This window comes from Rhizobium quercicola, assembly GCF_021168455.1.
Taxonomy (GTDB): Bacteria; Pseudomonadota; Alphaproteobacteria; order Rhizobiales; family Rhizobiaceae; genus Ferranicluibacter; species Ferranicluibacter quercicola.
This window is the reverse complement of sequence record NZ_JAJOZR010000005.1, coordinates 62298-89147: the sequence shown is the minus strand read 5'-3', so window position 1 is coordinate 89147 and position 26850 is coordinate 62298. Positions and strand designations below refer to the sequence as shown.

At 65.1% G+C, this 26850-nt stretch carries 29 protein-coding genes; 18 read left to right on the top strand and 11 right to left on the bottom strand.

Annotated features, from left to right (window positions below; genetic code table 11):
* Window positions 1-45: 45 nt before the first annotated feature.
* The 8 genes from LRX75_RS08930 to LRX75_RS08895 all read left to right on the top strand — a co-directional run bounded on the left by LRX75_RS08930 (window position 46) and on the right by LRX75_RS08895 (window position 9087).
* Window positions 46-1368 (top strand): ABC transporter substrate-binding protein, encoded by a 1323-nt coding sequence (locus LRX75_RS08930; protein WP_231813584.1) that lies wholly within the window; start codon window positions 46-48, stop codon window positions 1366-1368.
* Between the two features lie 266 nt (window positions 1369-1634).
* Window positions 1635-2507, top strand: coding sequence for a carbohydrate ABC transporter permease (locus LRX75_RS08925; RefSeq protein ID WP_231813582.1), 873 nt, complete (start codon window positions 1635-1637; stop codon window positions 2505-2507).
* 12 nt (window positions 2508-2519) lie between these two features.
* Window positions 2520-3344, top strand: coding sequence for a carbohydrate ABC transporter permease (locus tag LRX75_RS08920; RefSeq protein WP_113150889.1), 825 nt, complete (start codon window positions 2520-2522; stop codon window positions 3342-3344).
* Between the two features lie 46 nt (window positions 3345-3390).
* Window positions 3391-4392 (top strand): ABC transporter ATP-binding protein, encoded by a 1002-nt coding sequence (locus LRX75_RS08915; protein WP_231813580.1) that lies wholly within the window; start codon window positions 3391-3393, stop codon window positions 4390-4392.
* On the top strand, window positions 4389-5162 hold the full coding sequence (locus LRX75_RS08910) for an L-iditol 2-dehydrogenase (protein WP_231813578.1): 774 nt from the start codon (window positions 4389-4391) through the stop codon (window positions 5160-5162). The genes LRX75_RS08915 and LRX75_RS08910 overlap by 4 nt, the downstream gene beginning before the upstream one ends.
* A gap of 50 nt (window positions 5163-5212) precedes the next feature.
* Complete coding sequence (locus tag LRX75_RS08905) at window positions 5213-6697, top strand: mannitol dehydrogenase family protein (RefSeq protein WP_231813576.1); 1485 nt, start codon at window positions 5213-5215, stop codon at window positions 6695-6697.
* Between the two features lie 7 nt (window positions 6698-6704).
* Entirely contained in the window at window positions 6705-7394 is a 690-nt protein-coding gene (locus LRX75_RS08900; protein WP_231813574.1) for an HAD family hydrolase, read from the top strand.
* Between the two features lie 115 nt (window positions 7395-7509).
* Complete coding sequence (locus LRX75_RS08895; protein ID WP_231813572.1) at window positions 7510-9087, top strand: FGGY-family carbohydrate kinase; 1578 nt, start codon at window positions 7510-7512, stop codon at window positions 9085-9087.
* A gap of 421 nt (window positions 9088-9508) precedes the next feature.
* On the opposite strand, the gene LRX75_RS08890 is transcribed toward LRX75_RS08895, so the two are convergent.
* Complete coding sequence (locus LRX75_RS08890) at window positions 9509-10453, bottom strand: HWE histidine kinase domain-containing protein (protein ID WP_231813570.1); 945 nt, start codon at window positions 10451-10453, stop codon at window positions 9509-9511.
* A gap of 270 nt (window positions 10454-10723) precedes the next feature.
* Window positions 10724-11518: a response regulator gene (locus LRX75_RS08885; protein ID WP_113150883.1), complete on the bottom strand. Its 795-nt coding sequence runs from the start codon at window positions 11516-11518 to the stop codon at window positions 10724-10726.
* Between the two features lie 140 nt (window positions 11519-11658).
* Here LRX75_RS08885 and LRX75_RS08880 point away from each other — a divergent pair, with 140 nt between their 5' ends.
* From LRX75_RS08880 to LRX75_RS08870, 3 genes are all read left to right on the top strand, one after another.
* Window positions 11659-11853 carry a NepR family anti-sigma factor gene (locus LRX75_RS08880; RefSeq protein WP_113150882.1) on the top strand — a complete coding sequence of 65 codons (195 nt, stop codon included), beginning with the start codon at window positions 11659-11661 and terminating at the stop codon, window positions 11851-11853.
* A gap of 8 nt (window positions 11854-11861) precedes the next feature.
* Window positions 11862-12416: an RNA polymerase sigma factor gene (locus LRX75_RS08875; protein WP_092985587.1), complete on the top strand. Its 555-nt coding sequence runs from the start codon at window positions 11862-11864 to the stop codon at window positions 12414-12416.
* 169 nt (window positions 12417-12585) lie between these two features.
* Window positions 12586-14082 carry a sensor histidine kinase gene (locus LRX75_RS08870; RefSeq protein WP_420851175.1) on the top strand — a complete coding sequence of 499 codons (1497 nt, stop codon included), beginning with the start codon at window positions 12586-12588 and terminating at the stop codon, window positions 14080-14082.
* Window positions 14083-14196: 114 nt separating this feature from the next.
* Here LRX75_RS08870 and LRX75_RS08865 read toward each other — a convergent pair whose 3' ends face one another.
* From LRX75_RS08865 to LRX75_RS08840, 6 genes are all read right to left on the bottom strand, one after another.
* A complete protein-coding gene (locus tag LRX75_RS08865; RefSeq protein WP_231813566.1) occupies window positions 14197-14619 on the bottom strand; it encodes a phage holin family protein in 423 nt (140 codons plus the stop codon).
* Between the two features lie 71 nt (window positions 14620-14690).
* Entirely contained in the window at window positions 14691-15050 is a 360-nt protein-coding gene (locus LRX75_RS08860; protein ID WP_231813564.1) for a hypothetical protein, read from the bottom strand.
* 145 nt (window positions 15051-15195) lie between these two features.
* Window positions 15196-16008: a heme ABC transporter ATP-binding protein gene (locus tag LRX75_RS08855; protein ID WP_231813967.1), complete on the bottom strand. Its 813-nt coding sequence runs from the start codon at window positions 16006-16008 to the stop codon at window positions 15196-15198.
* A 5-nt stretch (window positions 16009-16013) separates the two neighbouring features.
* Window positions 16014-17186, bottom strand: coding sequence for a FecCD family ABC transporter permease (locus LRX75_RS08850; protein ID WP_231813562.1), 1173 nt, complete (start codon window positions 17184-17186; stop codon window positions 16014-16016).
* A complete protein-coding gene (locus tag LRX75_RS08845) occupies window positions 17173-18093 on the bottom strand; it encodes a heme/hemin ABC transporter substrate-binding protein (RefSeq protein ID WP_231813560.1) in 921 nt (306 codons plus the stop codon). The genes LRX75_RS08850 and LRX75_RS08845 overlap by 14 nt, the downstream gene beginning before the upstream one ends.
* An 11-nt stretch (window positions 18094-18104) precedes the next feature.
* The gene (locus LRX75_RS08840) at window positions 18105-19160 is read right to left on the bottom strand and encodes a hemin-degrading factor (RefSeq protein ID WP_231813558.1); all 1056 of its coding nucleotides are present in this window, start codon (window positions 19158-19160) and stop codon (window positions 18105-18107) included.
* A gap of 129 nt (window positions 19161-19289) precedes the next feature.
* Here LRX75_RS08840 and LRX75_RS08835 point away from each other — a divergent pair, with 129 nt between their 5' ends.
* The 4 genes from LRX75_RS08835 to hmuQ all read left to right on the top strand — a co-directional run bounded on the left by LRX75_RS08835 (window position 19290) and on the right by hmuQ (window position 21892).
* Window positions 19290-19781: a hypothetical protein gene (locus tag LRX75_RS08835; protein WP_231813556.1), complete on the top strand. Its 492-nt coding sequence runs from the start codon at window positions 19290-19292 to the stop codon at window positions 19779-19781.
* 43 nt (window positions 19782-19824) lie between these two features.
* On the top strand, window positions 19825-20760 hold the full coding sequence (locus LRX75_RS08830; protein ID WP_231813554.1) for a TonB family protein: 936 nt from the start codon (window positions 19825-19827) through the stop codon (window positions 20758-20760).
* A gap of 153 nt (window positions 20761-20913) precedes the next feature.
* Window positions 20914-21327 carry a DUF2325 domain-containing protein gene (locus tag LRX75_RS08825; protein ID WP_231813552.1) on the top strand — a complete coding sequence of 138 codons (414 nt, stop codon included), beginning with the start codon at window positions 20914-20916 and terminating at the stop codon, window positions 21325-21327.
* A 250-nt stretch (window positions 21328-21577) separates the two neighbouring features.
* A complete protein-coding gene (hmuQ, locus tag LRX75_RS08820) occupies window positions 21578-21892 on the top strand; it encodes a heme-degrading protein HmuQ (RefSeq protein ID WP_231813550.1) in 315 nt (104 codons plus the stop codon).
* An 85-nt stretch (window positions 21893-21977) separates the two neighbouring features.
* Here the strand turns inward: hmuQ and LRX75_RS08815 are convergent, their stop codons facing one another.
* Both LRX75_RS08815 and LRX75_RS08810 read right to left on the bottom strand, forming a co-directional pair.
* On the bottom strand, window positions 21978-22340 hold the full coding sequence (locus LRX75_RS08815; protein WP_231813548.1) for a DUF423 domain-containing protein: 363 nt from the start codon (window positions 22338-22340) through the stop codon (window positions 21978-21980).
* Between the two features lies 1 nt (window position 22341).
* Window positions 22342-22737 (bottom strand): globin domain-containing protein, encoded by a 396-nt coding sequence (locus LRX75_RS08810; RefSeq protein WP_231813546.1) that lies wholly within the window; start codon window positions 22735-22737, stop codon window positions 22342-22344.
* A 237-nt stretch (window positions 22738-22974) separates the two neighbouring features.
* Between LRX75_RS08810 and LRX75_RS08805 the strand changes: the two genes are divergently transcribed.
* From LRX75_RS08805 to LRX75_RS08795, 3 genes are all read left to right on the top strand, one after another.
* Window positions 22975-23307 carry an SMR family transporter gene (locus LRX75_RS08805; protein ID WP_420851178.1) on the top strand — a complete coding sequence of 111 codons (333 nt, stop codon included), beginning with the start codon at window positions 22975-22977 and terminating at the stop codon, window positions 23305-23307.
* A gap of 158 nt (window positions 23308-23465) precedes the next feature.
* On the top strand, window positions 23466-24251 hold the full coding sequence (locus LRX75_RS08800) for a ThuA domain-containing protein (RefSeq protein ID WP_231813544.1): 786 nt from the start codon (window positions 23466-23468) through the stop codon (window positions 24249-24251).
* An 8-nt stretch (window positions 24252-24259) separates the two neighbouring features.
* Window positions 24260-25303: a Gfo/Idh/MocA family protein gene (locus LRX75_RS08795; protein ID WP_231813963.1), complete on the top strand. Its 1044-nt coding sequence runs from the start codon at window positions 24260-24262 to the stop codon at window positions 25301-25303.
* A gap of 171 nt (window positions 25304-25474) precedes the next feature.
* On the opposite strand, the gene LRX75_RS08790 is transcribed toward LRX75_RS08795, so the two are convergent.
* Window positions 25475-26689, bottom strand: a complete 1215-nt coding sequence (locus tag LRX75_RS08790) for an alpha/beta hydrolase (RefSeq protein ID WP_231813542.1) — start codon at window positions 26687-26689, stop codon at window positions 25475-25477.
* Between the last annotated feature and the right edge of the window lie 161 nt (window positions 26690-26850).

Here is a 26850-nt window from a genome sequence, read left to right as displayed (position 1 = left end):
CCCGTGAGCGAGGCAAATGCTCATTACTCTTCTGGGAGGAAGATCATGAATTTGAAGACATCTCTGCTGGGCGCTTGCTCGGCATTCGTCATTGCAGCCGTTTCCGGCGGTCTGGCCCAGGCCGAGACCCTCACCATCGCAACGGTGAACAATGGCGACATGGTCAGGATGCAGACACTCACCGACGATTTCACCAAGGCCAATCCGGACATCCAGCTCGAATGGGTGACGCTGGAAGAAAACGTCCTGCGCGAACGCGTCACGACCGACATCGCCACGAAGGGCGGCCAGTACGACGTTCTGACCATCGGCACCTACGAGGTTCCGATCTGGGCCAAGCAGAACTGGCTCCTGCCGCTCGACAACCTCGGCGCCGATTACGACGTCGACGACCTGCTGCCGGCCATCCGTTCGGGCCTGACGGCCGACGGCAAGCTCTATGCCGCACCGTTCTACGGTGAAAGCTCGATGGTCATGTACCGCAAGGACCTGATCGAGAAGGCCGGGCTCACCATGCCCGACGCGCCGACCTGGGACTTCATCAACGAAGCCGCCCGCAAGATGACCGACCGCGCCAACGGCATCAATGGCATCTGCCTTCGCGGCAAGGCCGGCTGGGGCGAGAACATGGCGTTCCTGACGGCGACCTCGAACGCCTTCGGCGCCCGCTGGTTCGACGAGAACTGGAAGCCGCAGTTCGACCAGCCCGAGTGGAAGAAGACGCTTGAGATGTACGTCAAGCTGATGAACGATGCCGGCCCGCAGGGCGCGTCGTCCAACGGCTTCAACGAGAACCTGGCGCTGTTCCAGCAGGGCAAGTGCGGCATGTGGATCGACGCGACGGTCGCGGCATCCTTCGTGACCAACCCGAAGGACTCCACGGTTGCCGACAAGGTCGGCTTCGCCCTGGCGCCCGATACGGGCCTCGGCAAGCGCGGTAACTGGCTCTGGGCCTGGAACCTCGCCATCCCCGCCGGCACGCAGAAGGCCGAAGCGGCCGAGAAGTTCGTTTCCTGGGCAACCAGCAAGCACTATCTCGACCTCGTCGCTGCCAAGGAAGGCTGGGCCAACGTTCCCCCGGGCACGCGCACCTCGCTCTACCAGAATGCCGAGTACCAGAAGGCCGCGCCCTTCGCCAAGATGACGCTCGAGAGCATCAACGCGGCCGACCCGAAGAACCCGTCCACGAAGCCGGTTCCCTATGTCGGTGTCCAGTTCGTGGCGATCCCCGAGTTCCAGAGCCTCGGCACGACCGTCGGCCAGCTGTTCTCGGCAGCGCTTGCCGGCCAGATGTCGGTGGACGATGCGCTGGCGCAGGCACAGACGGCAACGACACGCGAAATGACGCGTGGCGGCTACATCAAGTAAGCTTGTAAGCTCGACGGGTGGGGTGTTCTCTGCCCTTGGCGGGTGGGGCTGCCCCTCACCCTAGCCCTCTCCCCGCTTGCGGGGAGAGGGGACGTGCCACACGGTAACTCCGAGTGCCCTTCGCCCTTGCCAAGCTGGGAGAAGGTGCCGGCAGGCGGATGAGGGGCTAGCCCCGCGCACCGCACCACACAACCCACACAACAAAAAGCCGCCCCTTCCACCTTCGCGGAAGTGCGAGCCGGCGACACCAGAGGGAGGGTCTATCCATGGCAACGCAGAATACCCGAGGCCTTGCCCGGATCATGATGGCGCCGTCCGTCGGGCTGCTTCTGATCTGGATGATCGTGCCGCTGGCCATGACGCTCTGGTTCTCGTTCCAGAACTACAATCTGCTCAACCCGGGCAATGTCAGCTTCGCAGGCCTGTTCAACTATCAGTATTTCTACAGCGATCCCGCTTTCTTCCAGTCGATCTGGAATACGCTGGTCATCGTCGTCGGCGTCCTCGCCATCACCGTCATCGGCGGCATCGCGATCGCGCTGATGCTCGACCAGCCGGTCTGGGGGCAGGGGATCGTCCGCATCCTGGTCATCTCGCCGTTCTTCGTCATGCCGCCGGTGGCGGCGCTCGTGTGGAAGAACATGATCATGCACCCGCAATACGGGGTGTTCGCCGATATCAGCCGCTTCTTCGGCCTGCAGCCGGTCGACTGGTTCGGACAGTATCCGCTGTTCTCCATCATCGTCATCGTCGCCTGGCAGTGGCTGCCGTTCGCGACCCTCATCCTGCTCACCGCCCTGCAGTCGCTCGATGGCGAGCAGAAGGAAGCCGCCGAGATGGACGGGGCGAACTTCTTCAATCGGTTCGTCTACCTGACCGTGCCGCATCTCGCCCGCTCGATCACGGTCGTCATTCTCATCCAGACGATCTTCCTGCTCGGCGTCTACGCGGAAATCCTCGTCACCACCAATGGCGGACCGGGCTATGCCTCGACCAACCTGCCGTTCCTGATCTATCGCACGGCCCTTCTCGGCTACGACGTCGGCGGTGCTTCCGCCGGGGGCATCATCGCCGTCATCCTCGCCAATATCGTCGCCTTCTTCCTGATGCGCGCCGTCGGCAAGAACCTCGACAAGTAGGGAGATCAGACCATGGCACGCGCCGTTTCGAAACGCAGGACCGTCTTCTTCACCGTGCTCGCCTGGATCGTGGCGCTGGTGATCTTCTTTCCGATCCTCTACACGATCATCACCTCGTTCAAATCCGAGACCGAGGCGATCCAGGGCTTCAACCTGATCCCCTCGGGCACCGTCGAGAGCTATGCGGCCGTGCAGGCGCAGAGCAACTACTTCAAGTTCTTCCTGAATTCGGTCATCATCTCGGTCGGCTCGACGTTTCTCGCGCTGCTGATCTCGGTGCCTGCCGCCTGGGCCATGGCGTTTTCGCCGACGCCGCGCACCAAGGACGTCCTCATGTGGATGCTGTCCACCAAGATGATGCCGGCGGCGGCCGTCATGGTGCCGATCTACCTTCTGTTCCGCGATTTCGGCCTGCTCGACAGCCGGTTCGGCCTCACCATCATGCTGACCATGATCAACCTGCCGATCGTCGTCTGGATGCTCTACACCTACTTCCGGGAAATTCCGGGCGAGATCCTCGAAGCCGCCCGCATGGACGGCGCCTCCCTCTGGGGCGAGATCGCCTATGTGCTGACCCCGATGGCGGTGCCGGGCATCGCCTCTACCATGCTGCTCAACATCATCCTCGCCTGGAACGAAGCCTTCTGGACGATCCGGCTCACGACCACGAACGCAGCACCGCTGACGGCCTTCATCGCCTCGTTCTCCAGTCCGCAAGGCCTGTTCTGGGCGAAGCTTTCGGCAGCCTCGACGCTGGCGATCGCGCCGATCCTGATCATGGGTTGGTTCAGCCAGAAGCAGCTTGTGCGCGGCCTGACCTTCGGCGCCGTGAAGTAGCAGTTCACATCAAGATATAACGACAAGACGAGCGGGAGCGCGCACCATGGGCAATATACGTCTGAAGAACGTCTCGAAGAGTTTCGCCGCGACGACGGTCATTCCGGGCATCGACCTCGACATCCAGGACGGCGAGTTCGTCGTCTTCGTCGGGCCGTCGGGCTGCGGCAAGTCCACGCTGCTGCGGATCATCGCCGGCCTCGAGGACGCGACCGCGGGCCATATCGAGATCGACGGCCGCGACGTCACCAACGAGGCGCCGGCCAAGCGCGGTCTCGCCATGGTGTTCCAGTCCTACGCGCTCTATCCGCACATGACCGTGCGCAACAACATCGCCTTCCCGCTGAAGATGGCGAAGATGGATGAGGGCGCGATCGACAAGAAGGTGACCGAGGCCGCCCGCGTCCTCAACCTCACCAATTATCTCGACCGCAGGCCCGGCCAGCTTTCGGGCGGCCAGCGCCAGCGCGTCGCCATCGGCCGCGCGATCGTGCGCGAACCCTCGGCGTTCCTCTTCGACGAGCCGCTGTCCAACCTCGACGCGGCCCTGCGCGGCACGATGCGTCTGGAGATCAGCGAGCTGCACAACCAGCTGAAGACCACGATGATCTACGTCACCCACGACCAGGTGGAAGCCATGACCATGGCCGACAAGATCGTGGTGCTGAACGCCGGCAATATCGAGCAGGTGGGCTCGCCGCTCGATCTCTACCACAAGCCGAACAACCTCTTCGTCGCCGGCTTCATCGGCTCGCCGCGCATGAATTTCGCGACCGGCGCCTTTGCCAGCGCCTACGACGCCCACACGATCGGCGTGCGGCCCGAGCACCTGAAGCTCTCGCGCGAGAGCGGCACCTGGGCCGGCAAGGTCAGCGTCGCCGAACATCTCGGTGCCGACACGTTCCTGCATATTCTGGTCGAAGGCATCGGCCAGGTGACCGCGCGCATCGCGGGCGACGTTCCCGTCCAGCACGGCGACACCGTCTATCTGACGCCCGACGAGGCGCGCATCCATAAGTTCAACGAGAAGGGCATGGCGATCCGATGAAACGTCTTGAAGGAAAAAGCGCGCTGATCACGGGTTCGGCCCGCGGCATCGGTCGGGCATTCGCGGAAGCCTACATCGCCGAAGGCGCGACGGTGGCGATCGCCGACATCAACCTCGCCCGCGCGACGGAGACGGCGGCCGAACTCGGTGCGCAGGCCTACCCGGTGGAAATGGACGTGACGCAGCAGGCGTCGATCGACGCGGCGATGGCGACCGTCGTTCAAAAGGCCGGCGGGCTCGACATCCTCGTCAACAACGCCGCCCTCTTCGACCTCGCGCCCATCGCCGAGATCACCCGCGAGAGCTACGACCGCCTGTTCGCCATCAACGTGTCCGGCACGCTGTTCACGCTGCAGGCAGCCGCCAGGCAGATGATCGCGCAGGGGCGCGGCGGCAAGATCATCAACATGGCGAGCCAGGCCGGCCGGCGCGGCGAAGCGCTGGTCGCGGTCTATTGCGCGACCAAGGCGGCGGTCATCAGCCTCACCCAGTCGGCGGGCCTCAACCTCATCCCGCACGGCATCAACGTCAACGCGATCGCCCCCGGCGTCGTGGACGGCGAGCATTGGGACGGCGTGGACGCGATGTTTGCGAAATACGAGAACCGGCCGCTCGGCGAGAAGAAGAAGCTCGTCGGCGCGGAAGTGCCCTTCGGGCGCATGGGAACCGCGCAGGACCTGACCGGCATGGCCGTGTTCCTCGCCTCGAAGGACAGCGACTACATCGTCTCCCAGACCTACAATGTCGACGGCGGAAACTGGATGAGCTGAGGCCGAGGCCCGCTCCAACTCCCAAGCCGCTTTCCGAAAAGGGTAACACCATGACCACCAAGCTTTCGCTTGCAAACCTCGACGCCATCAAGGCCACGGCGACCGTTCCGGCCTTCGAGCGCTCCGCGCTCCGCGCCGGGATCGTCCATTTCGGCGTCGGCAACTTCCACCGCGCCCATCAGGCCGTCTATCTGGACGATCTGTTCAACACGGGCCGCGATCTCGACTGGGCGCTCGTCGGTGCGGGCGTGCTGCCGTCGGATGCCGCCATGCGCGAGAAGCTGGCCGGGCAGGATTACCTGACCACCGTGGTTGAGCAGGACAACAACCGGTCCGCGGCCCGTGTGACCGGTCCGATGATCGACTATCTCGCGCCGGGCAATCCGACTGACACCATCGCACGGCTTGCCGATCCGGCGATCCGCATCGTGTCGCTGACAATCACCGAAGGCGGCTATTTCATCGATCCGGCCTCCGGCCACTTCAACCCGCAGCATCCTGCGATCGTCGCCGATGCCGAAAATCCGGAAGCGCCGAAGACGGTGTTCGGCCTCATCATCGCCGGCCTCAAGGCCCGGCGGGAGAAGGGCATCCAGCCGTTCACGGTCATGTCCTGCGACAACATTCCCGGCAATGGCGAGGTCACGCACGCCGCCGTTTCCGGCCTTGCCCGCCTGTCGGACGCTGCCCTTGCCGACTGGATCGATGCCAATGTCGCCTTCCCGAACGGCATGGTCGACCGGATCACGCCGGCCACCGGCCCGCGCGAGATCGGGATCGCCGCCGACCAGTACGGCATCGACGATGCCTGGCCGGTATTCTGCGAGGAATTCAAGCAGTGGGTGCTGGAGGATCATTTTCCCGCCGGCCGGCCGGCGCTCGAAACGGTCGGCGTCCAGTTCGTCCCCGACGTCGCGCCCTACGAGCTCATGAAGATCCGCATTCTCAACGGCGGACACGCGGCCATCGCCTATCCCGCGGCGCTGCTCGATATCCATTTCGTGCATGATGCCATGGAGGAGCCGATCATCCAGGCCTTCCTCGAAAAGCTCGAGCATGACGAGATCATTCCGATCGTGCCGCCCGTGCCGGAGACCGATCTGAAGGCGTACTACAAGCAGGTCGAGACGCGTCTCTTCAACCCGAAGATCGGCGATACCATTCCCCGTCTCGCGCAGGACGGGTCGAACCGTCAGCCGAAATTCATCCTGCCCTCGACCGGCGACCGCCTGCGCCAGGGCCTCGACGTCGTCGGGCTCGCGCTGGTCTCCGCGCTGTGGTGCCGCTACTTCGCCGGTACGACCGACAGCGGCGCGGCCATCACCTTCAACGACGCCAGTGCCGACCGGCTGCACGCCGCCGCGGTGAAGGCCAAGGACGATCCGATGGCGTTTCTGGCGCTGTCGGACATCTTCGGCGAGGTGGCGCAGTCCGAACTTTTCCGCAAGCGTTTCACGCACGCCTTAAAGACGCTATGGAAGCAGGGCACGCGGCAGACGCTGCAGCTGTATCTCGACGGAAAGCTGACGGAGTAAGATCATCATGGCCGCACCCGAACTTGTCATCTTCGATTGCGATGGCGTGCTGGTCGACAGCGAGCCCTTGTCGATCGATGTGCTGGTGCGGGTGCTGCGCACCGCCGGCGTCGAGATGGACGCCGACGAGGCCACCGAGCGGTTTCTCGGCAAGAGCCTGATGACGATGACGAAGATTCTGCACGACGACTTCGGGCTGCATGTGGACGAGCCGTTTCTCGAAGACATGCGGCGCGATCTCTATCATCGGTTCGAAACGGAGCTGCAGCCGATCGCCGGGATCGCGGGTGCTCTCGACCAGCTGGATCTGCGGCGCTGCGTCGCATCGTCGAGCCAGATGGAGCGCATCCGCCTGTCTTTGACCATCACCGGGCTCATCGATCGGCTGGACCCGCATATCTTCAGCGCGACCATGGTCACGAACGGCAAGCCCGCGCCGGATCTCTTTCTGCATGCCGCCGGCGTGATGGGCGTGGAGCCGGATGCCTGCATCGTCATCGAAGACAGCCCGGCCGGCATCGTCGCGGCAAAGGCTGCCGGCATGCGCGTCTTCGCTTTCGCCGGCGCGTCCCACGCCCGCACGGAGCGGCATCTCGGGGCCATTCATGCCCTGCAGCCGGACGCGGTGTTTGACGATATGCGCGAACTCATCCATCTTGTGGCCAAAGAACAAAAGCGGGATGGACACCCAGGCTGACGCATCGCATCGCTTCCAGCATCGACCCCGCGCCACCGGCGAGCCTTGGGACAGCGCCGGGTGCTTCCGTGTTGTCGGGGCGCGGCTCGACCGTGCGTGATCGAACGGGTGCGACATGGGCGATCTGATCGTCGCGGTGGATATCGGCACGGGCAGCGCGCGGGCGGGGATCTTCGATGCCGCCGGCAGCCTTCTCGCGCGGGCGGACTATCCCATCCTCATGAATCGGCCGGAAGAAAACCATGCCGAGCATGATTCCGAAAACATCTGGTCGGCCGTCTGCATTGCGGTGAAGACGGCGCGGGCGAAGGCGGGCGTTCCCGCCGAGGCGATCGGCGCCATCGGTTTCGATGCGACCTGCTCGCTCGTCGTGCGCGATCACGACGGTGCGCCGCTGTCGGTCAACCGCAAGGGCGATCCGCGCTGGGATACGATCGTCTGGCTCGACCATCGCGCGATGGCGCAGGCGGATGCCTGCACGGCGACGGAGCATCCGGTGCTCCGGCACTCCGGCAGCGTCATGTCGCCGGAAATGCAGATGCCGAAGCTTCTGTGGCTGAAGCAGACCCTGCCGGAGCAGTGGGAGCGGATCGGCTATCTCTTCGATCTCGCGGATTTCATGTCGTGGCGGGCGACGGGCAGCACGATGCGGTCCCGCTGCACGCTGACGGCCAAGTGGAATTATCTGAGCCATGCCGGCGGCTGGCAGCCGGACTTCCTCGCGGCGATCGGTCTCGACGATCTTTCGGCGCGCGGCAGTCTCCAGGCCGAAGTGGCCCCGGTCGGCTCGGCCATCGGCGTGCTCACGGCAGAGGCGGCGGCCGATCTCGGGCTTCACGAGGCCTGCCGCGTCGCGACCGGCGTCATCGACGCCTATGCTGGCGCGATCGGCGTGCTCGGCCAGTTCGCCGGCCGGCCGGAGGTACTGGAGCGGCAGCTGGCGCTGATCGCCGGCACGTCGAGCTGCATCGTCGCCTTCTCGCGCGAGATGCGCCCCGGCTTCGGCATGTGGGGCCCCTATTACGAAGCTGCCTTTCCCGGGCAATGGCTGATCGAGGGCGGGCAGTCGGCAACCGGCGCCCTGCTCGATCATGTCGTGCGCAGCCACAGCGCCGGCGGCGAGCCGGACGCGGAAATCCATGCGCGGATCGTGCTGCGCATCCAGGAGCTGCGCGCCGCCTACGGTGCGGATTTTGCCGCGCGGCTGCATGTGCTGCCGGATTTTCACGGGAACCGTTCGCCGCTGGCCGATCCGCATGCGCGCGGCGTCATCTCGGGTCTCACGCTCGACAGTTCTTTCGATGCTCTCTGCCGGCTCTACTGGCGGACCTGCGTCGCCATCGCGCTCGGCGTGCGCCACATCCTCGCGATGATGAAGGATGCCGGTTATCACGTGGATACGCTGCATGTGACGGGCGGCCATGTGCGCAATCCGCTGCTCATGGACCTCTACAGCGATGCGACGGGCTGCCGCGTCGTCGTGCCGGAAACGACGGATGCGGTGCTTCTGGGAACGGCGATGGTGGCCTCCGTCGCCGGCGGCGTCCATGCCGATCTCGCGGCTGCCGGCATGGCGATGCGTCCGGGCGGTTTCGAGCGCCGGCCCGACCCCGCGATGAAGGCCGTCTACGACCGCGACTACGAAAAATTCCTCAGCCTCTACCGCCACAGGGCGGAGCTTGAGGCCGACTGAGGCGGCGGCCTCCGTCCGTCCCACCGGCTCCCACCGGCGGCTGTTTTGCGGCGTGAAAAAACGTTCGAAAAAATAATGCGCGGGGAGGGAACCAATGTCCGATCGGCGTGTTTATTGAATGTCCGGACCATGGTTCTCATCGCCCCCAATGAGAACCACCCAATAATATCCGGCTTCCAACTCACATGCCCCCTCGGTGAGTTGTCGAATACAGCCAGTGCCTCCCCCCGGCACTGGCTGTTTCTTTTTCAGCACATGAGACTCTGACATGAAGGCCCCGCTGCGTGAAACGGGGCATCGCGGCTCATAGCGGACCGTGTTCCGACCCGCGTCCAACGCGTTTTCGCTGTCTGTGAATCGCAGAAATGATCTGCCCGTTTGCCTCGACGCGAAACCGTGTTCCGCGTCTGCCGGATATGGTCTAATCCGCGACGGGGGTGAGGATTTCGTATTCGTGCGCGGGGATCGTCAGACGGTACTCGATCCGGTCGGCCGTGGTGATGTAGACGGCCTTGCCGGCGACGGCGATGGGCACGACACGTTCCAGCACGGTCCGGGCAAAGCTCGGCTCGCCATGGTCGCGCGCGTGGTCGGCTTCGGGAAGATCTTCGATCCAGGCGAGTTCGAGGGCGGGCTTGTCGTTGAAGACCGTCTCGAAACAGTCGAGCGTCAGGGAATTGACGCCAGCGGCGATGGCGCCGTGGGAAGCGGAATTGACGATGAGCTCGTGCAGGGCGAGCCCGATATGAAGCGCGGCGTTGGGCGACAGATGCGCATCGATGCCTGTGGCGACGATGGGCATGCGGGGTTCCGACCAATAGGCCGCGAACTGCTTTTCCGCGAGGGCGAAGAGGAACGCCCCCCGCCAGCTGGAATCGGTGACGAGGTCCTGCGAGTAGGCGAGCGACTGGATCCGCCCGCGGAACTTGACCATGAAATTCTCGAGCGACAGCGCCTGACGCGCCGTCTGGGTCGCGATGCCCTGGATGATGGCGAGCAGGTTCTTCGAGCGGTGGCTGAGTTCCCGGAGAAGGGTTTTCAGCACGCGCTCGCGGTGACGCGTTTCCGAGATGTCGGTGATGACGGAGAGGATGCCGTCGGTTCCGTGCGTCGTGATGCGTTCCACATCGATCCGGAAGGTCATCAGGCCGGCGGAAGAGGGGAGTTCGACCTCCATGCAGTCGTCTTCCGCCGTGTCGAAGACGGTTCTCTTCAGGGCCAGCAGCCGGTTGCCGTCCTCATCGCCGAGAACGTCGATGTCGCCGTTCTCGGAGAGAAGGCCGCTCAGGCGGTCGGGCAGATTGCCGGACAGGATGATGTCGAGAGCTTCGGACTGGAAGATATAGCCTGCGCCGGTCTTCTTCACGACGCGGTCGAGCAGTCCTATACTCTCTCCAGCTTCGGCAGCTCTGATCTTGCCGGCTGGAGATGTTGAACTGCTTGCGCTGGTCACGCGGGATGCCTCTTCATTCACAACAATACGGGGCGGCTGACGCGTTAACGAGACAAAGCCGGGTCCGTTCCATCATTGTTATGATGTTGCGAAGATACCCCGGGCGATCGTTTTCCGATGAGAGAAGCCGCGCCTGGCAAGGCGCGGCTCGAAGAGAAACTGCGGAGAATACGCCTCGGACCCTCAGGCGGCGGCCTGCGTGGACTCGTTGAAGAACAGAGCCTGGCTGATCAGCGCCTTGACCATGTCGGGGTTGAACGGCTTCGTGACGAGGAAGGTCGGCTCGGGACGCTCGCCTGTCAGAAGACGTTCCGGGAAGGCGGTGATGAAGATCACGGGCACGGCGGCGGTGCGCAGGATCTCGTTCACGGCATCGATGCCCGAGCTGCCGTCCGCCAGCTGGATGTCGGCCAGCACCATGCTTGGCTGCGTCGCATTGAAGAGGGCGACGGCCTCGTCGCGCGTGCGGGCGATGCCGGTGACGCGGTGGCCGAGGCTTTCGACCATCTGCTCGATGTCGATCGCGATCAGCGGCTCATCCTCGATTATCATGATATCGGTGGCGACCTGACGGGAGATTTCTTCCGATGCGCGCTCGATCAGCTGCGCCATACCGCTTTCCGACGTTCCCAGAACCTCGGCCGCCTCGCTGGTGCGGAAGCCTTCGACGGACACGAGCAGGAAGGCCTGCCGGGCAAGGGGGGAAACGGAGGCGAGATTGATGGAGGCGCGCTTTTCCCATGCGAAGGGAGAGACCGGCTCCGGAATGAGGACCGAGGAGGAGCCGAACAGCTTCGTGTAGAGCTGGAACAGCGCCACGCGGTCGCTGCTGGCCTCCGGGAAAATCGACATATCCGAGATCAGCGCCTCCAGAACAGCGGCGACATAGGCATCGCCCGAGGTCTGAGACCCCGTCAGAGCGCGGGAATACCGGCGCAGATAGGGCAGGAACGGAGCGATCCGGGTAGACAATGACATACAAAAACTCCCTCAATCCGGCCGAGGTACTGGCCATGACAGTTATGGGAACGTTGATCCAAAAAAAAGGTTCCGTGACGGGAACAAATTTTTGCGCCGTGCATTTACGCTGCGATCACCACGCGAGGTATTTCCTATTCATGACCGACAAAACTGGGGCAAGTTCCGGAGCCGGCGAGCCGGTCCGGGCCGATCATCCACATGCGCAGATTGCAACGAAGTTGCGCGCGCTTTATGTTTCCGTTCAGGAGGAGGCCATCCCCGATCGTTTCCTGGATCTCCTCGAGCAGCTTGACGCCGTCGAGCGTCGTCATGTTCCGGACGGTGCGAAATGAGTACCAAGATGTCGGCTGAAGAACCCAGTTTCAAGCGCGAAATGCTGGCGGCGCTGCCGAGCCTGCGCGCTTTCGCAATGTCGCTGATCGGTCGCCACGATCGCGCGGACGATCTGGTGCAGGACACCATCATGAAGGCCTGGGCCAAGCAGGACCACTTCGAGATGGGCACCAACATGAAGGCGTGGCTGTTCACGATCCTGCGCAACGAGCTTTACAGCCAGATGCGCAAGCGCGGACGCGAGGTGCAGGACAGCGACGGCTTTTTCACGGAATCGCTTGCCCAGCATCCGTCACAATACGGCTCGCTGGACCTGCAGGATTTCAAGCGTGCACTGAACATGCTGCCGCCGGACCAGCGCGAAGCCATCATTCTCGTCGGCGCCTCGGGCTTTTCCTATGAGGAAGCGGCGGAGATCTGCGGCTGCGCGCTCGGCACCATCAAGAGCCGCGTGAACCGCGCGCGCCAGCGCCTGTCGGATATCCTGCAGGTGACGGGCGAAAATGAATACGGGCCGGATGCGACATCCGCGCCCTTGACGTCTCGCGCCTTCGTTTCCTGAGGGCGCCGACCGTCCTCGTCCTTGCCATCGGCGCATTTTCGGATGCGCCGATGTTGGAGCATGTGCCTTTCGCCATTGCTGTGGCGGACAGGATCATGCAGATTCCGGTCGAACCGATTCAACCCCGCCGACCCCCTTTCGGTCCTGGGGATGCCGCAGGCGAGTGTTGATGACTGAGACGAAACCGGATTTGATGCCAGATGTCCCCGCGGTCATTCTGGACAAACGCAGGCTTGCCGCCCTTCGGTCGCTGCAGCCCGGCCGTCCCGGCATGTCGGCCGAGTTCCAGGAGATCGTGGAGGTCGCAGCCGGGCTTTTCGGAACGCCCATGGCGCTTCTCACCCTCATCGACGACAGTCGGGAATGGGTGGTGGCCCGCGTGGGAACGGACCTTTCCGATGTGGATGCCTTCACCTGTTTCGGCGCGCATGCGGTGGCGACCCAGCCGCTCGCGCCTTTCGTCGTGCGGGACGCGGCCGCGGATCCCCGGTTCTGCGACCAGGCATGCGTGAAGGACGGGATTCGCTTTTATGCCGGTGCGCCGCTCCTGGCGGATGGCCATGCCGTGGGCATGGTCTGCGTGGTGGATCGCGAGCCGCGCCTCGACGTCCCAGAGGCGCTGACGGCGCAACTGCAGCGGCTGGCGCGCATCGCGTCGCGCCTGATGGGTTTCATGGAGGATGCGCGCGCGCGCGCGGAACGGGCCGAGGTGCTCTCGCGCGACGAGAAGCGGCATGCGCTGGCGCTCGAGGCTGCCAATGTCGGCAGCTGGCTCTGGGATGCGGAGACCGGGGAGGTGACCTGCAATGCCGCGATGTCGCGCATGTTCGGCGTCACCGCCACGACCATGAGCGCACGCGACATCATCGGCTTCATTCACCCGGAAGACCGGGCCGGCATGCTGGACAATCTGCGCGCCGCGATGACCGAGGATGCGGAATATGCCAGCACGTTCCGCGTCGAGACGACGGGCCGCTGGGTGCTGGGCCGCGGGCGCGTGCACGAGCGCGACGCCGCCGGCAAGCCGAAGAGCTTTCTCGGCGTCAATATCGACGTGACGGCCGAGCAGTCCACGACGCAGCGGACGCGGCTTCTGCTGCGCGAGCTCAACCACCGGGTCAAGAACACGCTGGCCATGCTGCAGTCGCTGGCCCGGCAGACGCTGCGTCAGACGAGCGATCCGCAGGAGTTCATGACGGCCTTTGCCGGGCGCCTTCAGGCGATCTCCGAGGCCCATGGCCTGCTTTCCGATCATGAATGGGGCGAGATCCGGCTGTCGGCCCTGCTGAAGAAGCAGCTCTCGCCGCATGTGCGGGATTACGAGGCGCAGATCGAGATCCACAAGGACGAGATCCTTCTCGGCCCCGATCAGGCCGTCGGACTCGGCCTCGTCCTGCACGAACTGGCGACCAATGCCTACAAGTATGGCGCTCTCTCGGTTCCGGACGGGCGTATCGTCATTACGGCGCGCGGCCATGAGGAAGAGACGGGACGCATTCTCAACCTGACCTGGACGGAAGTCGGGGGACCCCGGGTGACGGAGCCCGGCCGTCGCGGCTTCGGGTCCATCCTGATCGAGCGGAGCCTCGATAAGGTGATGGGCAGTTCGGTGAAGGTCGAGTACCTCGCCGCCGGTGTGACCGCCCTCGTGCGGCTGCCCCTGTAGTCGTATCTCCAGATACCAAAAAGGCCCCGGAGGGCCTTTTCAAATCTGTCGGATAACGGTTATCGTCAATCGTCAATCGTCAATCGTCAATCGTCAATCGTCAATCGTCAATCGTCAATCGTCATTGCGTCCGCGTGTCACGCCCAGGAGGGCGCCGACGGCCATGGCGACGCCGGCTGCGACGAGCGGCTTGCGCCGGAAGACGGTCAGGGCGGTCGTGATGGCGACGTTGGTCTTGAGCTGCGACTGGCGGCGGCGCTCGGCGGCACGGCGCTTTTCGGCAGAGGCCATGGCCGACATGATGATGAACAGAACGACGGCGACGGCGATGAAGACGCCGCCCATGATCAGCGTCGCCGGAAGCATGCCATAGGCATGGGACAGCGCGATCGTGCCTGCGACAAGCAGGAATACATAGGCCGTCAGGACGAAGACGCCGGCGATCGCCATGAAGATCGCGTTTCGCTTCGTCCGTGCGACGACCGTGGAAATATCACTTAGAACGACGCCCGACAGTAATGCCGCCAGAGACCCCATGCACATTCTCCCTCAAACCTTGAAAAGCCGCCCCTCGGGGAGGGACGGCGTCAAATACCGACTGCGGTGCCTTAGCGGCGCGACAGCGCGATGATGGCAATGCCGAGCGCGGCGATGGCGCCGACCGTGGCCAGAGGGTGTTCGCGCACGGTGTGGCGGACCTGACGTTCCGTCGAGGCGTAGCGATGACGAAGGTCGGAGAGGAGCTGCTCTGCGCCGTCCATCACGTCGGCAAGGCCGCTTTCCGCCTGGCCGCGGACATCGCTGGCCCGCGCGGACAGGGTGTGGCTGGCCTTGCTGCCGCGCTTGGACACGAGGTTGGCAAGCGATGCGATGTCGCTGCGCAGATCGCTCAGCTGGTCTTCGATGGCGCCACCCAGAAGGTGCTGGCGCTTGCGGCTGGACGAGCTGGAAAACAGACCGAGAGACATGATTTACTCCTTGTTGCCGCGGGTTCTACGACGCCGGTCGGAACAGCCCGACCTTGTGCAGCGCAAACGCGGAGAGCGGCCTTTTGTTCCCCGCGGGGTTCCTCGCGGGGGCAAAGGGTCGGGCTTCCAAGGTCAGGGCGTGGGCCTAGAGGGCGGCGGTTTGCGGCAGGACGAAGGGGATGCCGGCCGGCGGCAGGGCGCTGACGCGCATCGGGCAGCCGAACACGGTTTCCATCATCCCATCGGTCATCACCAAGGCCGGAGGACCTGCTTCGACCACGCGGCCGTCCTTCATCATGACGATGTGGTCGGCGAACATGGCCGTCAGGTTGAGATCGTGCATGATGGCGACCACGCCGCCGCCGCGCCGGCAATAATCGGCGGCGAGCCGCATGATGGTCAGCTGGTGGCGGATGTCGAGGCTGGAGACCGGCTCGTCGAGAAGCAGGAAGGCCGGGCGTCCGTCGCGCACCGGCTCCCAGATCTGGCTGAGCGCGCGGGCGAGCTGCACGCGCTGCTGCTCGCCGCCGGAAAGCTCCTGATAGAACCGGCCGGCAAAGCCGCCGAGATCGACGGCCTGAAGAGCATCCTGCGTGATGCGGTCCACGAGGCCGGGATCGGCCGGCCTGCCGTTCGCGCGCATGGTGGACGCGCCGACGGTAAGGCCCATGCGCACGATCTCGCGCACCGTGAAGGGAAAGGAGATGACGCTCGCCTGCGGGAGCACCGCGCGCCGCGTCGCCAGCTGCCAGGGCTTGAGGCTGCGAATGTCGTCGCCGCCGATCAGGACGCGGCCGTCGCAGGCGATCTCACCGGCCAGCGCCTTCATCGTCGTCGTCTTGCCGGAGCCGTTGGGGCCGACGATCGCGGTCAGCGCACCCGCCCGGGCGGTGAGGCAGACATCCTGGAGAACGGCCTTGCCGTCAAGGCGGACATTCACGTCGAGCGCTTCGATCATCGGCGTCACAAGCCCATCTGCGTGCGGCCGCGCAGCAGGATCCAGAGGAAGAAGGGTGCGCCGGCAAAGGCGGTGATGATGCCGATCGGCAGTTCGGCCGGGGGCACGATGGTGCGGGCGACCATGTCGGCGACGATCAGCAGCGTGCCGCCGAGAAGGGCGGAGGCCGGCAGGAGATAGCGATTGTCGGGGCCGATCATGAGGCGCAGGACGTGCGGCACGACGATGCCGACGAAGCCGATGCCGCCGCTGACCGCAACCGCTGCGCCCGTGGAGGCGGCCACGGTGACGACGGCCACCGTCTTCAGGCGCTGCACGGGAACGCCCATGTGGAAGGCCGCGGCTTCCCCCAATGTCAGGGCATTCAGCCCGCGGGCAAGGAAGGGGACGACGGCGAGCGAGAGCAGGATGATGGGGGCGGCACCGGCGATCTTCGCCCAGCTGGCGCCGGCGAGCGACCCGAGGCCCCAGAAGGTGAGATCGCGCAGCTGCTTGTCGTCGGCCACGAAGATGAGCACGCCGGTGACGGCACCGGCAAGGGCTGCGAGCGCGACGCCGGCCAGAAGCATGGTGGCGACCGAGGTCTGCCCGCCACGCGTGGCGATGCGGTAGAGGAGGAAGGTCGTGAGCAGCGCGCCGAGGAAGGCCGCGACCGGCAGCGCGTAGATCCCGACCAGCGCGAAGAGCGGGCCGAAGACGGAGGCGCCGAGCACGATGGTGAGCACGGCCCCGAGGCCCGCACCGGCGGACACGCCGACGAGGCCGGGATCGGCCAGCGGATTGCGGAACAGGCCCTGCATGACGGCGCCGGAGACGGCAAGGGCCGCCCCCACCAAGAGGCCGAGGACGGCGCGGGGCAGGCGTATATCGAGGATGATGATGCGGTCGCGCAGGCTGAGTGCGGTCTCGGCGGTTTCCGTGCCGGTCAGCCAGCGCAGAAGGTTGCCGATCGACGCATCGGCGGCACCCGTCATGACGGACGCGCCGAAAGCGAGGATGGTGACGCCGACGAGTGCCACGATCAGCAGCCGGGCAAGGCGCGAGCGATCGCCTGCCGCACCCTCTGCCCGGATGCCGGCCAGCGGAGAGAGGCGCTGTGCCGGAGCGGTCTGGCGGCGCTGGGACGGCTGCGTGTCAGGGGACAGGACGTCGCCCATGACGGCGTTACTGGGAGGCATTCGCTTTTCCATAGATGGCCGCGTTCAGCTCGCGCACGGCGCTGGCGGTGCGGGGGCCGAAGCCGAGGAGGTGGAGGCCGTCCATGCGGATGACGCTCTTCTTCGCGGCGGCCGGCGTCAGCGCCAGCGCCGGCTGCCTGAACAGCTCCTCGTCGGAGGCGCTGTGCGATCCGCCGCGCGTCATCATCAGCACGAGGTCCGGTTTCGCCTCGATGATCGCCTCGTCGGTCACGGGCTTGTAACCCGGAAACGTGTCCGTCGCGTTGATGGCGCCCGACAGCGCGACGATGGCGTCGGCCGCCGTGCCTTTGCCCGCCGCCATGATCTTGCCGCCCTGCATGCTGAGGATGAAGAGCACGCGCTTGCGCTCGGCGTCCGGCCGGGCGTCGGCGGCGGTCACGGCGGCATCGAGATCGGCCTTGACCGTGGCGGCCAGCGCGCGCGCCTTGTCGGCCACGCCGAGGATGGCACCGACGCGCTCGATCTTGGCGACGATGCCGGCGCCGTCATAGCGTTCCGGCACGGTTTCCATGGGTATGGCGGCGCTTTTCAGCACGGCGAGCGTCTCGGGCGGGCCGCTGCCTTCGACGGCCAGGATGGCGGTCGGGTTCGTCGCCATGATGCCTTCCGGCGAGAGCTGGCGCATGTAGCCGACATCGGGAACCTTCGTCGCCGCCTCGGGATAGATGCTGGTGGAATCGCGCCCGACCAGCCGCTTCTCCTCGCCAAGCGCATAGACGATCTCCGTCACGTCGCCGCCGACGGAAACGAGACGGGAGGTATCGACAGCCTTCGCGTCCTGCGCGAAGGCTGTCACGCCCGGGGTGAGAGAGGCCGAGAGGACGAGGAAAGCGAGGCCGAGAGGCGCAAGATTGGCGCGCGGCCGGCGGTCGGAACGCAGGGTCATGAGACGATCCTTCAGGCGGCGACGGTGAGATCGAGGCGGGGCAGGGCCTCCATGATGGCGCGCCATTCCGCGCGTTCGGCGACGCCTTCCTTGCGCTTGCCGAAGAACTGGATGACCATCTCGCCGCGGGCGTCGAGCGCCTCCAGCGAGGTCACATGGCCGTCGGCCGTCGGCTTGCGCACCGCCCAGATCTCGGCGAGCTGATCCGTGCGCAGATGCAGGTGGAAGGTGGGGTCCATGACGTTGAGCCACGGCCCCATGGTCTTGATGTTTTCGACCGGCCCGGAATGGATCTGGATGATGCCCTGATTGCCGACGAAGCACATCAGGGGCAGGGCGACCTCCGCCGCGCCGCGCATCATGGCCTCGACGGCGCTGCCGTCGAGCTGCCAGGCGTAGTCCTCGCCGATCGCGTGCAGGGCGGCACGGCGCTCGATCTTCAGCTTGCGCAGCAGGCCATGGAACTGGTGGGTGTCCGTCATCCGGCTCCAGCCGTCGCGAAGGCCTTCGAGATCGACGGCTTCCGTTTCGGCAGCCGAGACGGGCGCCGGCGCTTCGGCGACGAAGGTCTGCGACTGATCCTCCAGCGTGAATTCGCTCACGAGGCGGCGATAGGCATCAAGGTCGGAGGCGGGGCGCAGGTGGACCTTGTGGACGGCTGTGCCCTGACGATCGAAATATTGCAGGCTGCGGCGAACGTCCTCGCCATCCGTCTTGGTCACGGCAAAGGCATGGGCCCAGGCGCCGGGAAACACGCGCAGGTCGATATTCTCGCCCAGCACGACGGACGCGCCCTTGCCGGTCTTCGGTGTCTCGAACACGCCGATCTTTTCGTGAACGGCGCTTTCGTTGCGGGTCAGCGCCATGACCTCGCCGAGCTGCGGCGCGAAGTCCAGCAGGCGGTTGGCGTCGGCGGAGATCCGGATCGCCGTCAATCCGCATTCGGCTGCAACGAGCGCCGCTTCCGAAATGCCGAGCTGCGCGGCGATCTCGCGTTCGCGCATTTTCGGGTGATCGGCCCGGTAGGCGCGGATGTCTGCGGGAGAGGGGCGGTTCGGTTCGGTCATGATTCGCTACCTGCTTCAGGGCCTGTTTCGGTCGGAAGACGCCGTTTTTCCGGGGTATCGGAACGCCTTCTATCTTGACTTTATAACTCATCTTTTAATATGGACGCAATACGCCAGCAACGTTCCCTCGTGGACGACGTGCCGGCCCAGACCATCGTTCCGGAGTTCCGCACCATGATCCGCCGCCCCCTGTCGTCTCTCGTCGTCCTGTCCTCGCTCGTGCTGACGGGGTCGTTCGCGCCTGTCTTCGCACAGGGCGCCGAAACGGCCGCGGCGGGGCTTTCGGTCGAGCTGAACGACGTCGCGACCTCCGAGCGCGGCTGCAAGCTGACCTTCGTCGCGGGCAACGATCTGGTGCAGCCGGTGTCGAAGGTCTCGTTCGAATTCGTGCTGTTCGACCAGAAGGGGCGCGTCGAGCGGATGGCGGTGCTCGATTTCCGCGACCTGCCGGCCGGCAAGACCAAGGTGCGGCAGTTCGATCTGGCGGGAACGAAGTGCGATGCGCTCGGCAGTCTGCTGATCAACGACGCGCCGGTCTGCACCGGCGAGGGCATCGACAAGGGTGCCTGCATGCAGGGCCTGCGAACCGGCTCGAAGTCGCCCGTCGGGCTGAAGGGCTGAGGCGGTTCGCCGGACGCCATATGGGTAAGGATGGGAGCGCGCGATGAAGAAAGCGGCGAAATGGGCGCTGGCCCTGTCAGTCTCGGTCGCGGCACATGCCGGTGCGGCGATCGCCTTCCTGCCGGATGCGCCGCCGCCGCCCTTTGCGGCCACGCAAGGCGGGGAAGAAATGGAGATCGCGTTGCTCGGGCATGCGTTCGAGAACACCCTCGAGTCCGGCACGGTCTCCGATACGATCACGCCCGAGGAGACGCCGCCCGAGAAGGTCGCCGCGCTTCAGCCCGAAATGGCCGAGACCGAGACCGAGAGCGAGACGCTGACGCCGACCGAGCCGGTTTCGGAGGTCGTGCCGGAAACGGTGCCGAGCGAAACCGACGTCATCCTTCCCGCGGACGCGCAGCCGCCCGTCGCTGCGGATGAGCCCGAGGTGGTCGCCGCGCTTCCGCCGGTTGCGACCGTCATTCCGGAGACGCGTCCCGAAACGCCGCCGGTCGTGGCGGAGACGCCACCGATGCGCAAGCCGGCGCCGGTGAAGAAGGCCGATGTCGACAAGCCGAAGAAGAAGCCGGCCCCGGTCAAATCCGGCGCGGAGGGGCAGGCGGAAGCCTCGGCCAGCAAGGGCCGGGCCGATGGCTCGGATCTGGCGGCTGCCACCTCCTCCGGCAAGGGCACGAAAGCCCGTTCGGCTGGCAATGCATCATTTTCGAATTTCGAGGGTAAGGTTCGAAGCGCCCTGGAGCGGGCCGTTCGTTACCCGTCCCGTGCCGAGAGCAAGGGCGTGAGGGGTGTGGTCAAGGTGCAGTTCGTGGTTGCCGCCAACGGCAGTGTCAGCGGTCCGAAGGTTATCAGCAGCAGTGGTTCGCCGGTGCTCGATTCCGCGGTGCTCGATGCCGCCCGACGGATGCGCTCCCCGAAAATTCCGGAGGCGTCGGGAAAATCGACCTGGCTGTTCACGATCCCCATTTCCTTCACGCGCTGAGCCTGCGTGCCGTGGATACCCTCCGACAAAACGGCATTTAAAATATGATAAAAACAATCATGTTTTAACTTTACTCCTTTTATCAAGTTTACTAGGGTCGCCCCACGAAAAGCGGCGCGAGACGTGCCTGCAGAGGGAACCCGGAGATCCACCATGGGCGACAAGCGTCAGCAGCAGCGGACGAAACAGAAGCGCGGAGCGACCGTCCCGGCAGCTGCGGCGCCGGCCGTCCAGGAAGCGCAGGCGCTCGATGTCCGCAGCTTTCTCTATGTCGGCGGACGGGATTGTCAGGTCGCGCATCTGCGCCAGATCGCCAGCAATTTCGGTGCGGAACTGATCCATCACGATGGCGGTCTGCGCGAAGCCGTCTCGCGGATCGACAATGTTCTTCCCTCCGTCGATTGCGTCTTCTGCCCGATCGACTGTATCAGCCACGATGCCTGCCTGCGGGTGAAGACCGGCTGCAAGAAGTTCGGCAAGGCCTTCGTGCCGTTGCGCAACGGCAGCAAGTCCAGCCTGGAACGGGCGCTGCACGACCTGAAGGCGGCGCGCGATCGCGCGAACTGACACCAGCGCCGTTTCATGCAGGACGATCCTCTCTCCGCCTTTCCAGGCCTGAACACGGGCGAGACCCTGGCCGAGCTGCGTGCCCTGAGCAGGGCGCCGATGGCAGGTGCCAACGTCGTTCCGTTCCTGCCGCGCCGGGCCCGCTCCTGCCGGCCGGGGGTTGCGTCCGGGCAGCGCGGCGTTATCGTTCTCCTCCCACAGCGCTGCGAACCGCACGCGCCGGAGACCGTCACGAAGGATATGTGAAGCGATGTATTTTGCCATGAACCGATTCCGGATTGCGCTCGGCCAAGAAGAGGCCTTCGAGGCGATCTGGAAAAATCGCGACTCGAGCCTGGCCGAGAACCCGGGCTTCAAAGAGTTCCGGCTGCTGCGCGGCGAAACGGTCGCAGACGAGGGCTACACCCTGTTCGTCTCGTCCTCGATCTGGAACAGCCACGCGGATTTCATCGCCTGGACCAAGTCCGAGAATTTTCGCGCGGCCCACCGCAATGCCGGCGACAATCGCGCGCTCTATCTGGGCCCGCCGAAGTTCGAGGGCTTTACCGTCGTCGACGGTGCTTGAAGATCTTTGCGATCTGATTCCGAACGTCGTGCCAGGCGGCTGAGATTATTGGATGTTTTTGTGTTGTGATGAGGCGGGTCTGCCGTCAGGCCCGCTTCGGCAGCAGAGCGCCGACGGCCACCAGAGCCCAGCCGAACATCATGAGCATGCCGCCGAGCGGCGCCGACATGGGAAAAAGCCCGTGGCCCGTCCCATGCCGCAGCACGAGATCGCCGGCGAAGATGGCGGTGCCGAGCGCGATGGACAGGCTTGCGGCGGTGGCGAGGCGGAGGCGCGAGCCGAGGGCTGCGAGCGCGAGGAGCGCCGGCGCATGCGCGAGACACATGGCGGAGGCGCCGCCGAGGAGGCGGGGATCTGCGCCATGCGATGCCGCTGCGGCCAGCGCCACGCCGCAGAGCCCGAGCAGGCCGGCTACGGCCAGACAGATCGATTGCAGGCGCTCGGCCATCTCAGCCCTCCCGATTGTGCATATGATGGGCAAGCCGCGTGACCGGCTCCAGAATGATCCTGCGAAGCTCGGGATGATCGACGCTTTCCTCGAGCGCCATCCGGAAGCAGAAGAGCCAGCCTTCGATTTCCGCAGGTCCGATGGCGGCCGCGAAATGGCGGCGGCGGAGCATCGGGTGGCCATGCTTGTCGGTATAGAGCGGCGGCCCGCCGAGCCATCCCGTGAGATAGTCGTAGAGCTTCGCCTCGCTGCCCGCGAGCGACGGCGGGTGAACGGCGCGGCAGGCGGCGGCCTCCGGCGCCGTGTCCATGATCTCGTAGAACCGGCGCGTCAGCGTCCGCACGGCGGCCTCGCCGCCGATCGCGTCGTAGAGAGTGGTCGTGCGGGCGTCGTCCATGGTGGCATTCCGGTCGCAGGCGGGCAGGGAGCGTCTTCATCTCCGCGATGAGCGTCTTAAACCCGTTTTGCAATGAGGAGAAGATTCTTCAGCCGATTCAAATGGTCGCTGCCTTGCGTTCTCATGGTGAATCGGATGGGCGGCGAATTGCTGCGACGTCGGATCGAAGCTCTTGACCCGCCATCCGGCGGAACCCAGGATAGGCTTTCCCCCCGCACGGAGGTCGCCTTGAATCCCCTGATGCTCTACGCCGTCCTGATCGTCGCCATCGTCTTCGAGGTGCTCGGGACCTCGGCCATGCAGGCCGCCCAGCACTTCACGCGGCTTGGGCCGACGCTGGTGATGGTCGGGTGCTATGCGGTCGCCTTCTTCTGCCTGTCCTACACATTGCGCGCCATTCCCGTCGGTATCGCCTATGCCATCTGGAGCGGCCTCGGCATCGTGCTGATCTCGGTGGTCGGCGTCGTCGCGTTCGGGCAGCGGCTCGACCTTCCCGCCGTGCTCGGGCTCGGGCTGATCATCGCGGGCGTCATCGTCATCAACGTGTTTTCCAAGTCGACTTTCCATTGACGAGCGGCCCGCGCGACGGCGTCCGCGGCTCTCTTGCACCCTGTCCGTCTTCGGTCTATCGCTGAGGACTGCAAGCGCTTTGGAGGCCCGTCCGGAACCTTTTCGGCCCTTGGGTCTTGGTTTGGCTGGGGACGTTTCAGAATTTTCAGGAGATGATAATGACCATTCGTGCCGTCGTCTGGGGCGAGAACATCCACGAGCATACGAATGCGATCGTGGGAGGCGTTTACCCCAACGGGATGCATACGGCGATTGCCGCCGGCCTCAACGAGCATCCGACCATCGAAGCGACGACCGCCACGTTGCAGGAGCCGGAACACGGGGTCTCCGAGGCGCGCCTTGCAAAGACCGACGTTCTCCTCTGGTGGGGCCACAAGGCCCATGGCGATGTCGAGGACGCGATCGTCGAGCGGGTCGCCAGACGCGTCTGGGAGGGCATGGGCCTGATCGTGCTGCACTCCGGCCATTTCGCCAAGCCGTTCAAGCGCCTGATGGGCACGCCCTGCGCGCTGAAATGGCGCGAGGCGGGCGAGCGGGAGCGGGTCTGGGTCGTCAATCCGCGCCACCCGATCGCCGAGGGTCTCGACGACAATTTCGTGCTCGAGAACGAAGAGATGTATGGCGAGCAGTTTTCCGTGCCGGAGCCGCTGGAAACCGTCTTCATCTCCTGGTTCGCCGGCGGCGAGGTCTTCCGCTCGGGCCTGACCTGGCGACGCGGCGCCGGCAACATCTTCTACTTCCGTCCGGGCCACGAGACCTACCCGACCTATTACGATGCCAATGTGAAGAGGGTGCTGAAGAACGCCGTTCGCTGGGCCTACAATCCGCAGGGCGCGCTGACATCGATCCATGATGCGCCGAACGTGCCCGTGGAACGCGCGCTGGAGCCGATCGTCGAGCGCGGGCCGCGGCTGCACAAGGCCGGCGAAGAGGGCTACAAGTGATGGCGCCGATCCGGATCCTCATTCTCGGCACCGGCGGCATGGCGAATACCCATGCGATGAATTTCGAGACGATCTCGGATGCCGTGCTGGTCGCGGCGGTTGATGTGGACCATGCCCGGGTGCGGGCCTTTGCGCTTCGCCACGATATCCCCACCACGTTCACGTCGCTGGACGAGGCGATTGCCTGGGGCGAATTCGACGCCGTGGCCAATGTGACACCCGACCGCGTGCATCATGCGACGACGCTGGCGCTGCTGGCAGCGGGCAAGCATGTGCTCTGCGAGAAGCCGCTGGCGGAAAATTTCGCCAAGGCCGACGAGATGGCGACGGCGGCGGAAACGTCCGGTCTGGTGACGATGGTCAACCTGACCTATCGCAACGTTGCCGCGGTGCAGAAGGCGCGGCAGCTGGTGATCTCCGGCGAGATCGGGCAGGTCCGTCATATCGAGGCGTCCTACCTGCAGAGCTGGCTCGTCTCCAAGGCCTGGGGCGACTGGGCGACGGAGTCGCAGTGGCTGTGGCGGCTTTCGACCAAGCATGGCTCGAACGGGGTGCTCGGCGATGTCGGCATCCACATCCTCGACTTCGTCGGCTATGGCGCGGCCACCGAGATCGACCATGTCTTCGCGCGGCTGAAGACCTTCGACAAGGTGCCGGGCAACCGGATCGGGGAATACGACCTCGACGCGAACGACAGCTTCACCATGACGGCCGAGTTCACCAACGGCGCCATGGGCGTCATCCATGCCAGCCGCTGGGCCGTCGGCCACCTCAACGAGCTGCGCCTGCGGATGCATGGCGACAAGGGCGCGCTGGAGGTGGTGCACACGCCCGATAGCGCAACCCTGCGCGCCTGCCTTGGCGACGATGTGGAGAAGGGTGTCTGGAAGGACATCGACCCGGGCACCGTCTTCACCAACTACCAGCGCTTCATCGACGCCATCAAGATCGGCAAGACCGCCGAACCCGGCTTCCGCCACGCTGCCGACCTGCAGAAGGTGCTGGATCTGGCGCTGGAGACGGAGCGGGAGCGGCGGGAAATGGCTGTCTGAACAATCAGAGCCGCGCGATCGGGCTGCCGGTCGCGTGGGTTCATTCAGATTAACCTCATAGAAACGGCTGTATTTTCCGTTGACCTTGGACGCGCCGAACGTGCTCGCCGTCGCTGTAGTGAGATCGTGCGCGACAACCCTCTCGCCAGCACCCAACTCTGAGCGAGAGCTCTACTGCCCCGTCGCCGTCTCCAGCGTGCCGCCGACCGATCTTCCGAGCCGATCCACCTGGCCGCGGTAGTTCTCGCGGGTCTTCGGATCGAAGATCAGGATCGGCGTGCTGACCGCGATGCTGGCGGCGCTGCCGACCGTCTGCGCGGTGCCGAGCGCGACCGCGCCGACGCGTTCGCCGAGGCCGATGTCGCTGTCGGTGACGGTCTGGCCGGCGATCAGGCGGTTGCCGAGCAGTTTGACCATTTCCGGGCTTTCGGCGAACTTGCCGTGGTTGAGGCGGTCGCCGGTCTGCAGCGCGGTGAGGTCGAGCACGGTGATGCCGGCTTTTTCCAGATTGGTCCGGTAGGGCTCCTGCGTCGGATCGATCTGGCCGAGGCGTTCGACATTGCCGGAGATGCGGCGCGAGATGGAGAGCGCCCGGTCGTCGCGCGAGACGAACAGGGTGAATTTCGGCTTGTCCGGCCCCATGGCCTCCCACTGCTTGCCGAACACGTCGACGTCGAGATCGGGGGAGGCCAGGATGACGTTGTTGATCTTCGGCGCGACGCGGCCGTCGCGGATCGCCATCTGGCGCAGCGCTTCCACGGTGACCCAGGATCCCATCGAATGCGCCATGATGGTGACGTCCGAGATGCGCGGGTCATTGGCGGTGCGGCGCAGCAGGTCTTCCAGCGCGTCGCGGGAATAGTTGGTGCTTTCCTTGTCGTAATTGTAGTCGAAGATGCTGGCGCGCGACGGCCATGTGAAGATGATCGGCGCCACGTCGGCGCGGCTGTCATGCACGATCTGCGCAAAGCGATAGACCGCATCCTCGTAGCGATTGTTGAAGCCATGGACGAAGATGAGCACGCGGCGGCTCTTCGGCAGGGAATCGCGCGTCCAGGTCTCCACCTCCGCGCGCTCGGCAAGCGGCGTCACCGAGACGGTCGAGAATTCCTTCGCGGGGTCGGCCGGCAGGCGCTTCGGCCACTGCACTTGGCCGATCTTGCGGTTTTTGTCCGGCGGAATGGAGACAACGATCTCGGCCGCCGAAAGCTCCGTGCCACGCTCGCCGCCATAGAGCACGCCGGCCTGCTGCGAGGGCGCGCGCGTCGTTGCCACGAGCATGTCGACCTCGGTCGCGCCGGGGGCAGTGCCGGAGGGGATGAGCACGCCGACGGGCCGGCCGGCGCAGGCCGACAGGCCGAGCGCCAGAGCGAGAAGGCCCGCCATGCGCAGGCTTCTGGAGAGGGACGGTGCCGGACGTCCTGTCCGCTGCTCTGTCATCATGACGGAACCCTTCATCTGTTCGCCCGAGACTTGCCAGATTTGATGGGCCACGGAAAACCGTTTCTTGGTCCATCGCAAATTGCTGGGATACAGTCACCCGAATG

Bases quoted from the DNA above. Each gene is read 5' to 3' on its own strand.
- LRX75_RS08840 (WP_231813558.1), bottom strand. From the start codon at position 19,160: ATGACCGAACCGAACCGCCCCTCTCCCGCAGACATCCGCGCCTACCGG.
- LRX75_RS08905 (WP_231813576.1), top strand. From the start codon at position 5,213: ATGACCACCAAGCTTTCGCTTGCAAACCTCGACGCCATCAAGGCCACG.
- LRX75_RS08900 (WP_231813574.1), top strand. From the start codon at position 6,705: ATGGCCGCACCCGAACTTGTCATCTTCGATTGCGATGGCGTGCTGGTC.
- LRX75_RS08815 (WP_231813548.1), bottom strand. From the start codon at position 22,340: ATGGCCGAGCGCCTGCAATCGATCTGTCTGGCCGTAGCCGGCCTGCTC.
- LRX75_RS08925 (WP_231813582.1), top strand. From the start codon at position 1,635: ATGGCAACGCAGAATACCCGAGGCCTTGCCCGGATCATGATGGCGCCG.
- LRX75_RS08830 (WP_231813554.1), top strand. From the start codon at position 19,825: ATGAAGAAAGCGGCGAAATGGGCGCTGGCCCTGTCAGTCTCGGTCGCG.
- LRX75_RS08910 (WP_231813578.1), top strand. From the start codon at position 4,389: ATGAAACGTCTTGAAGGAAAAAGCGCGCTGATCACGGGTTCGGCCCGC.
- LRX75_RS08845 (WP_231813560.1), bottom strand. From the start codon at position 18,093: ATGACCCTGCGTTCCGACCGCCGGCCGCGCGCCAATCTTGCGCCTCTC.
- LRX75_RS08880 (WP_113150882.1), top strand. From the start codon at position 11,659: ATGACCGACAAAACTGGGGCAAGTTCCGGAGCCGGCGAGCCGGTCCGG.
- LRX75_RS08875 (WP_092985587.1), top strand. From the start codon at position 11,862: ATGTCGGCTGAAGAACCCAGTTTCAAGCGCGAAATGCTGGCGGCGCTG.
- LRX75_RS08810 (WP_231813546.1), bottom strand. From the start codon at position 22,737: ATGGACGACGCCCGCACGACCACTCTCTACGACGCGATCGGCGGCGAG.
- LRX75_RS08790 (WP_231813542.1), bottom strand. From the start codon at position 26,689: ATGGCGGGCCTTCTCGCTCTGGCGCTCGGCCTGTCGGCCTGCGCCGGC.
- LRX75_RS08885 (WP_113150883.1), bottom strand. From the start codon at position 11,518: ATGTCATTGTCTACCCGGATCGCTCCGTTCCTGCCCTATCTGCGCCGG.
- LRX75_RS08895 (WP_231813572.1), top strand. From the start codon at position 7,510: ATGGGCGATCTGATCGTCGCGGTGGATATCGGCACGGGCAGCGCGCGG.
- LRX75_RS08865 (WP_231813566.1), bottom strand. From the start codon at position 14,619: ATGGGGTCTCTGGCGGCATTACTGTCGGGCGTCGTTCTAAGTGATATT.
- LRX75_RS08825 (WP_231813552.1), top strand. From the start codon at position 20,914: ATGGGCGACAAGCGTCAGCAGCAGCGGACGAAACAGAAGCGCGGAGCG.
- hmuQ (WP_231813550.1), top strand. From the start codon at position 21,578: ATGTATTTTGCCATGAACCGATTCCGGATTGCGCTCGGCCAAGAAGAG.
- LRX75_RS08860 (WP_231813564.1), bottom strand. From the start codon at position 15,050: ATGTCTCTCGGTCTGTTTTCCAGCTCGTCCAGCCGCAAGCGCCAGCAC.
- LRX75_RS08920 (WP_113150889.1), top strand. From the start codon at position 2,520: ATGGCACGCGCCGTTTCGAAACGCAGGACCGTCTTCTTCACCGTGCTC.
- LRX75_RS08855 (WP_231813967.1), bottom strand. From the start codon at position 16,008: ATGATCGAAGCGCTCGACGTGAATGTCCGCCTTGACGGCAAGGCCGTT.
- LRX75_RS08850 (WP_231813562.1), bottom strand. From the start codon at position 17,186: ATGCCTCCCAGTAACGCCGTCATGGGCGACGTCCTGTCCCCTGACACG.
- LRX75_RS08930 (WP_231813584.1), top strand. From the start codon at position 46: ATGAATTTGAAGACATCTCTGCTGGGCGCTTGCTCGGCATTCGTCATT.
- LRX75_RS08915 (WP_231813580.1), top strand. From the start codon at position 3,391: ATGGGCAATATACGTCTGAAGAACGTCTCGAAGAGTTTCGCCGCGACG.
- LRX75_RS08800 (WP_231813544.1), top strand. From the start codon at position 23,466: ATGACCATTCGTGCCGTCGTCTGGGGCGAGAACATCCACGAGCATACG.
- LRX75_RS08870 (WP_420851175.1), top strand. From the start codon at position 12,586: ATGACTGAGACGAAACCGGATTTGATGCCAGATGTCCCCGCGGTCATT.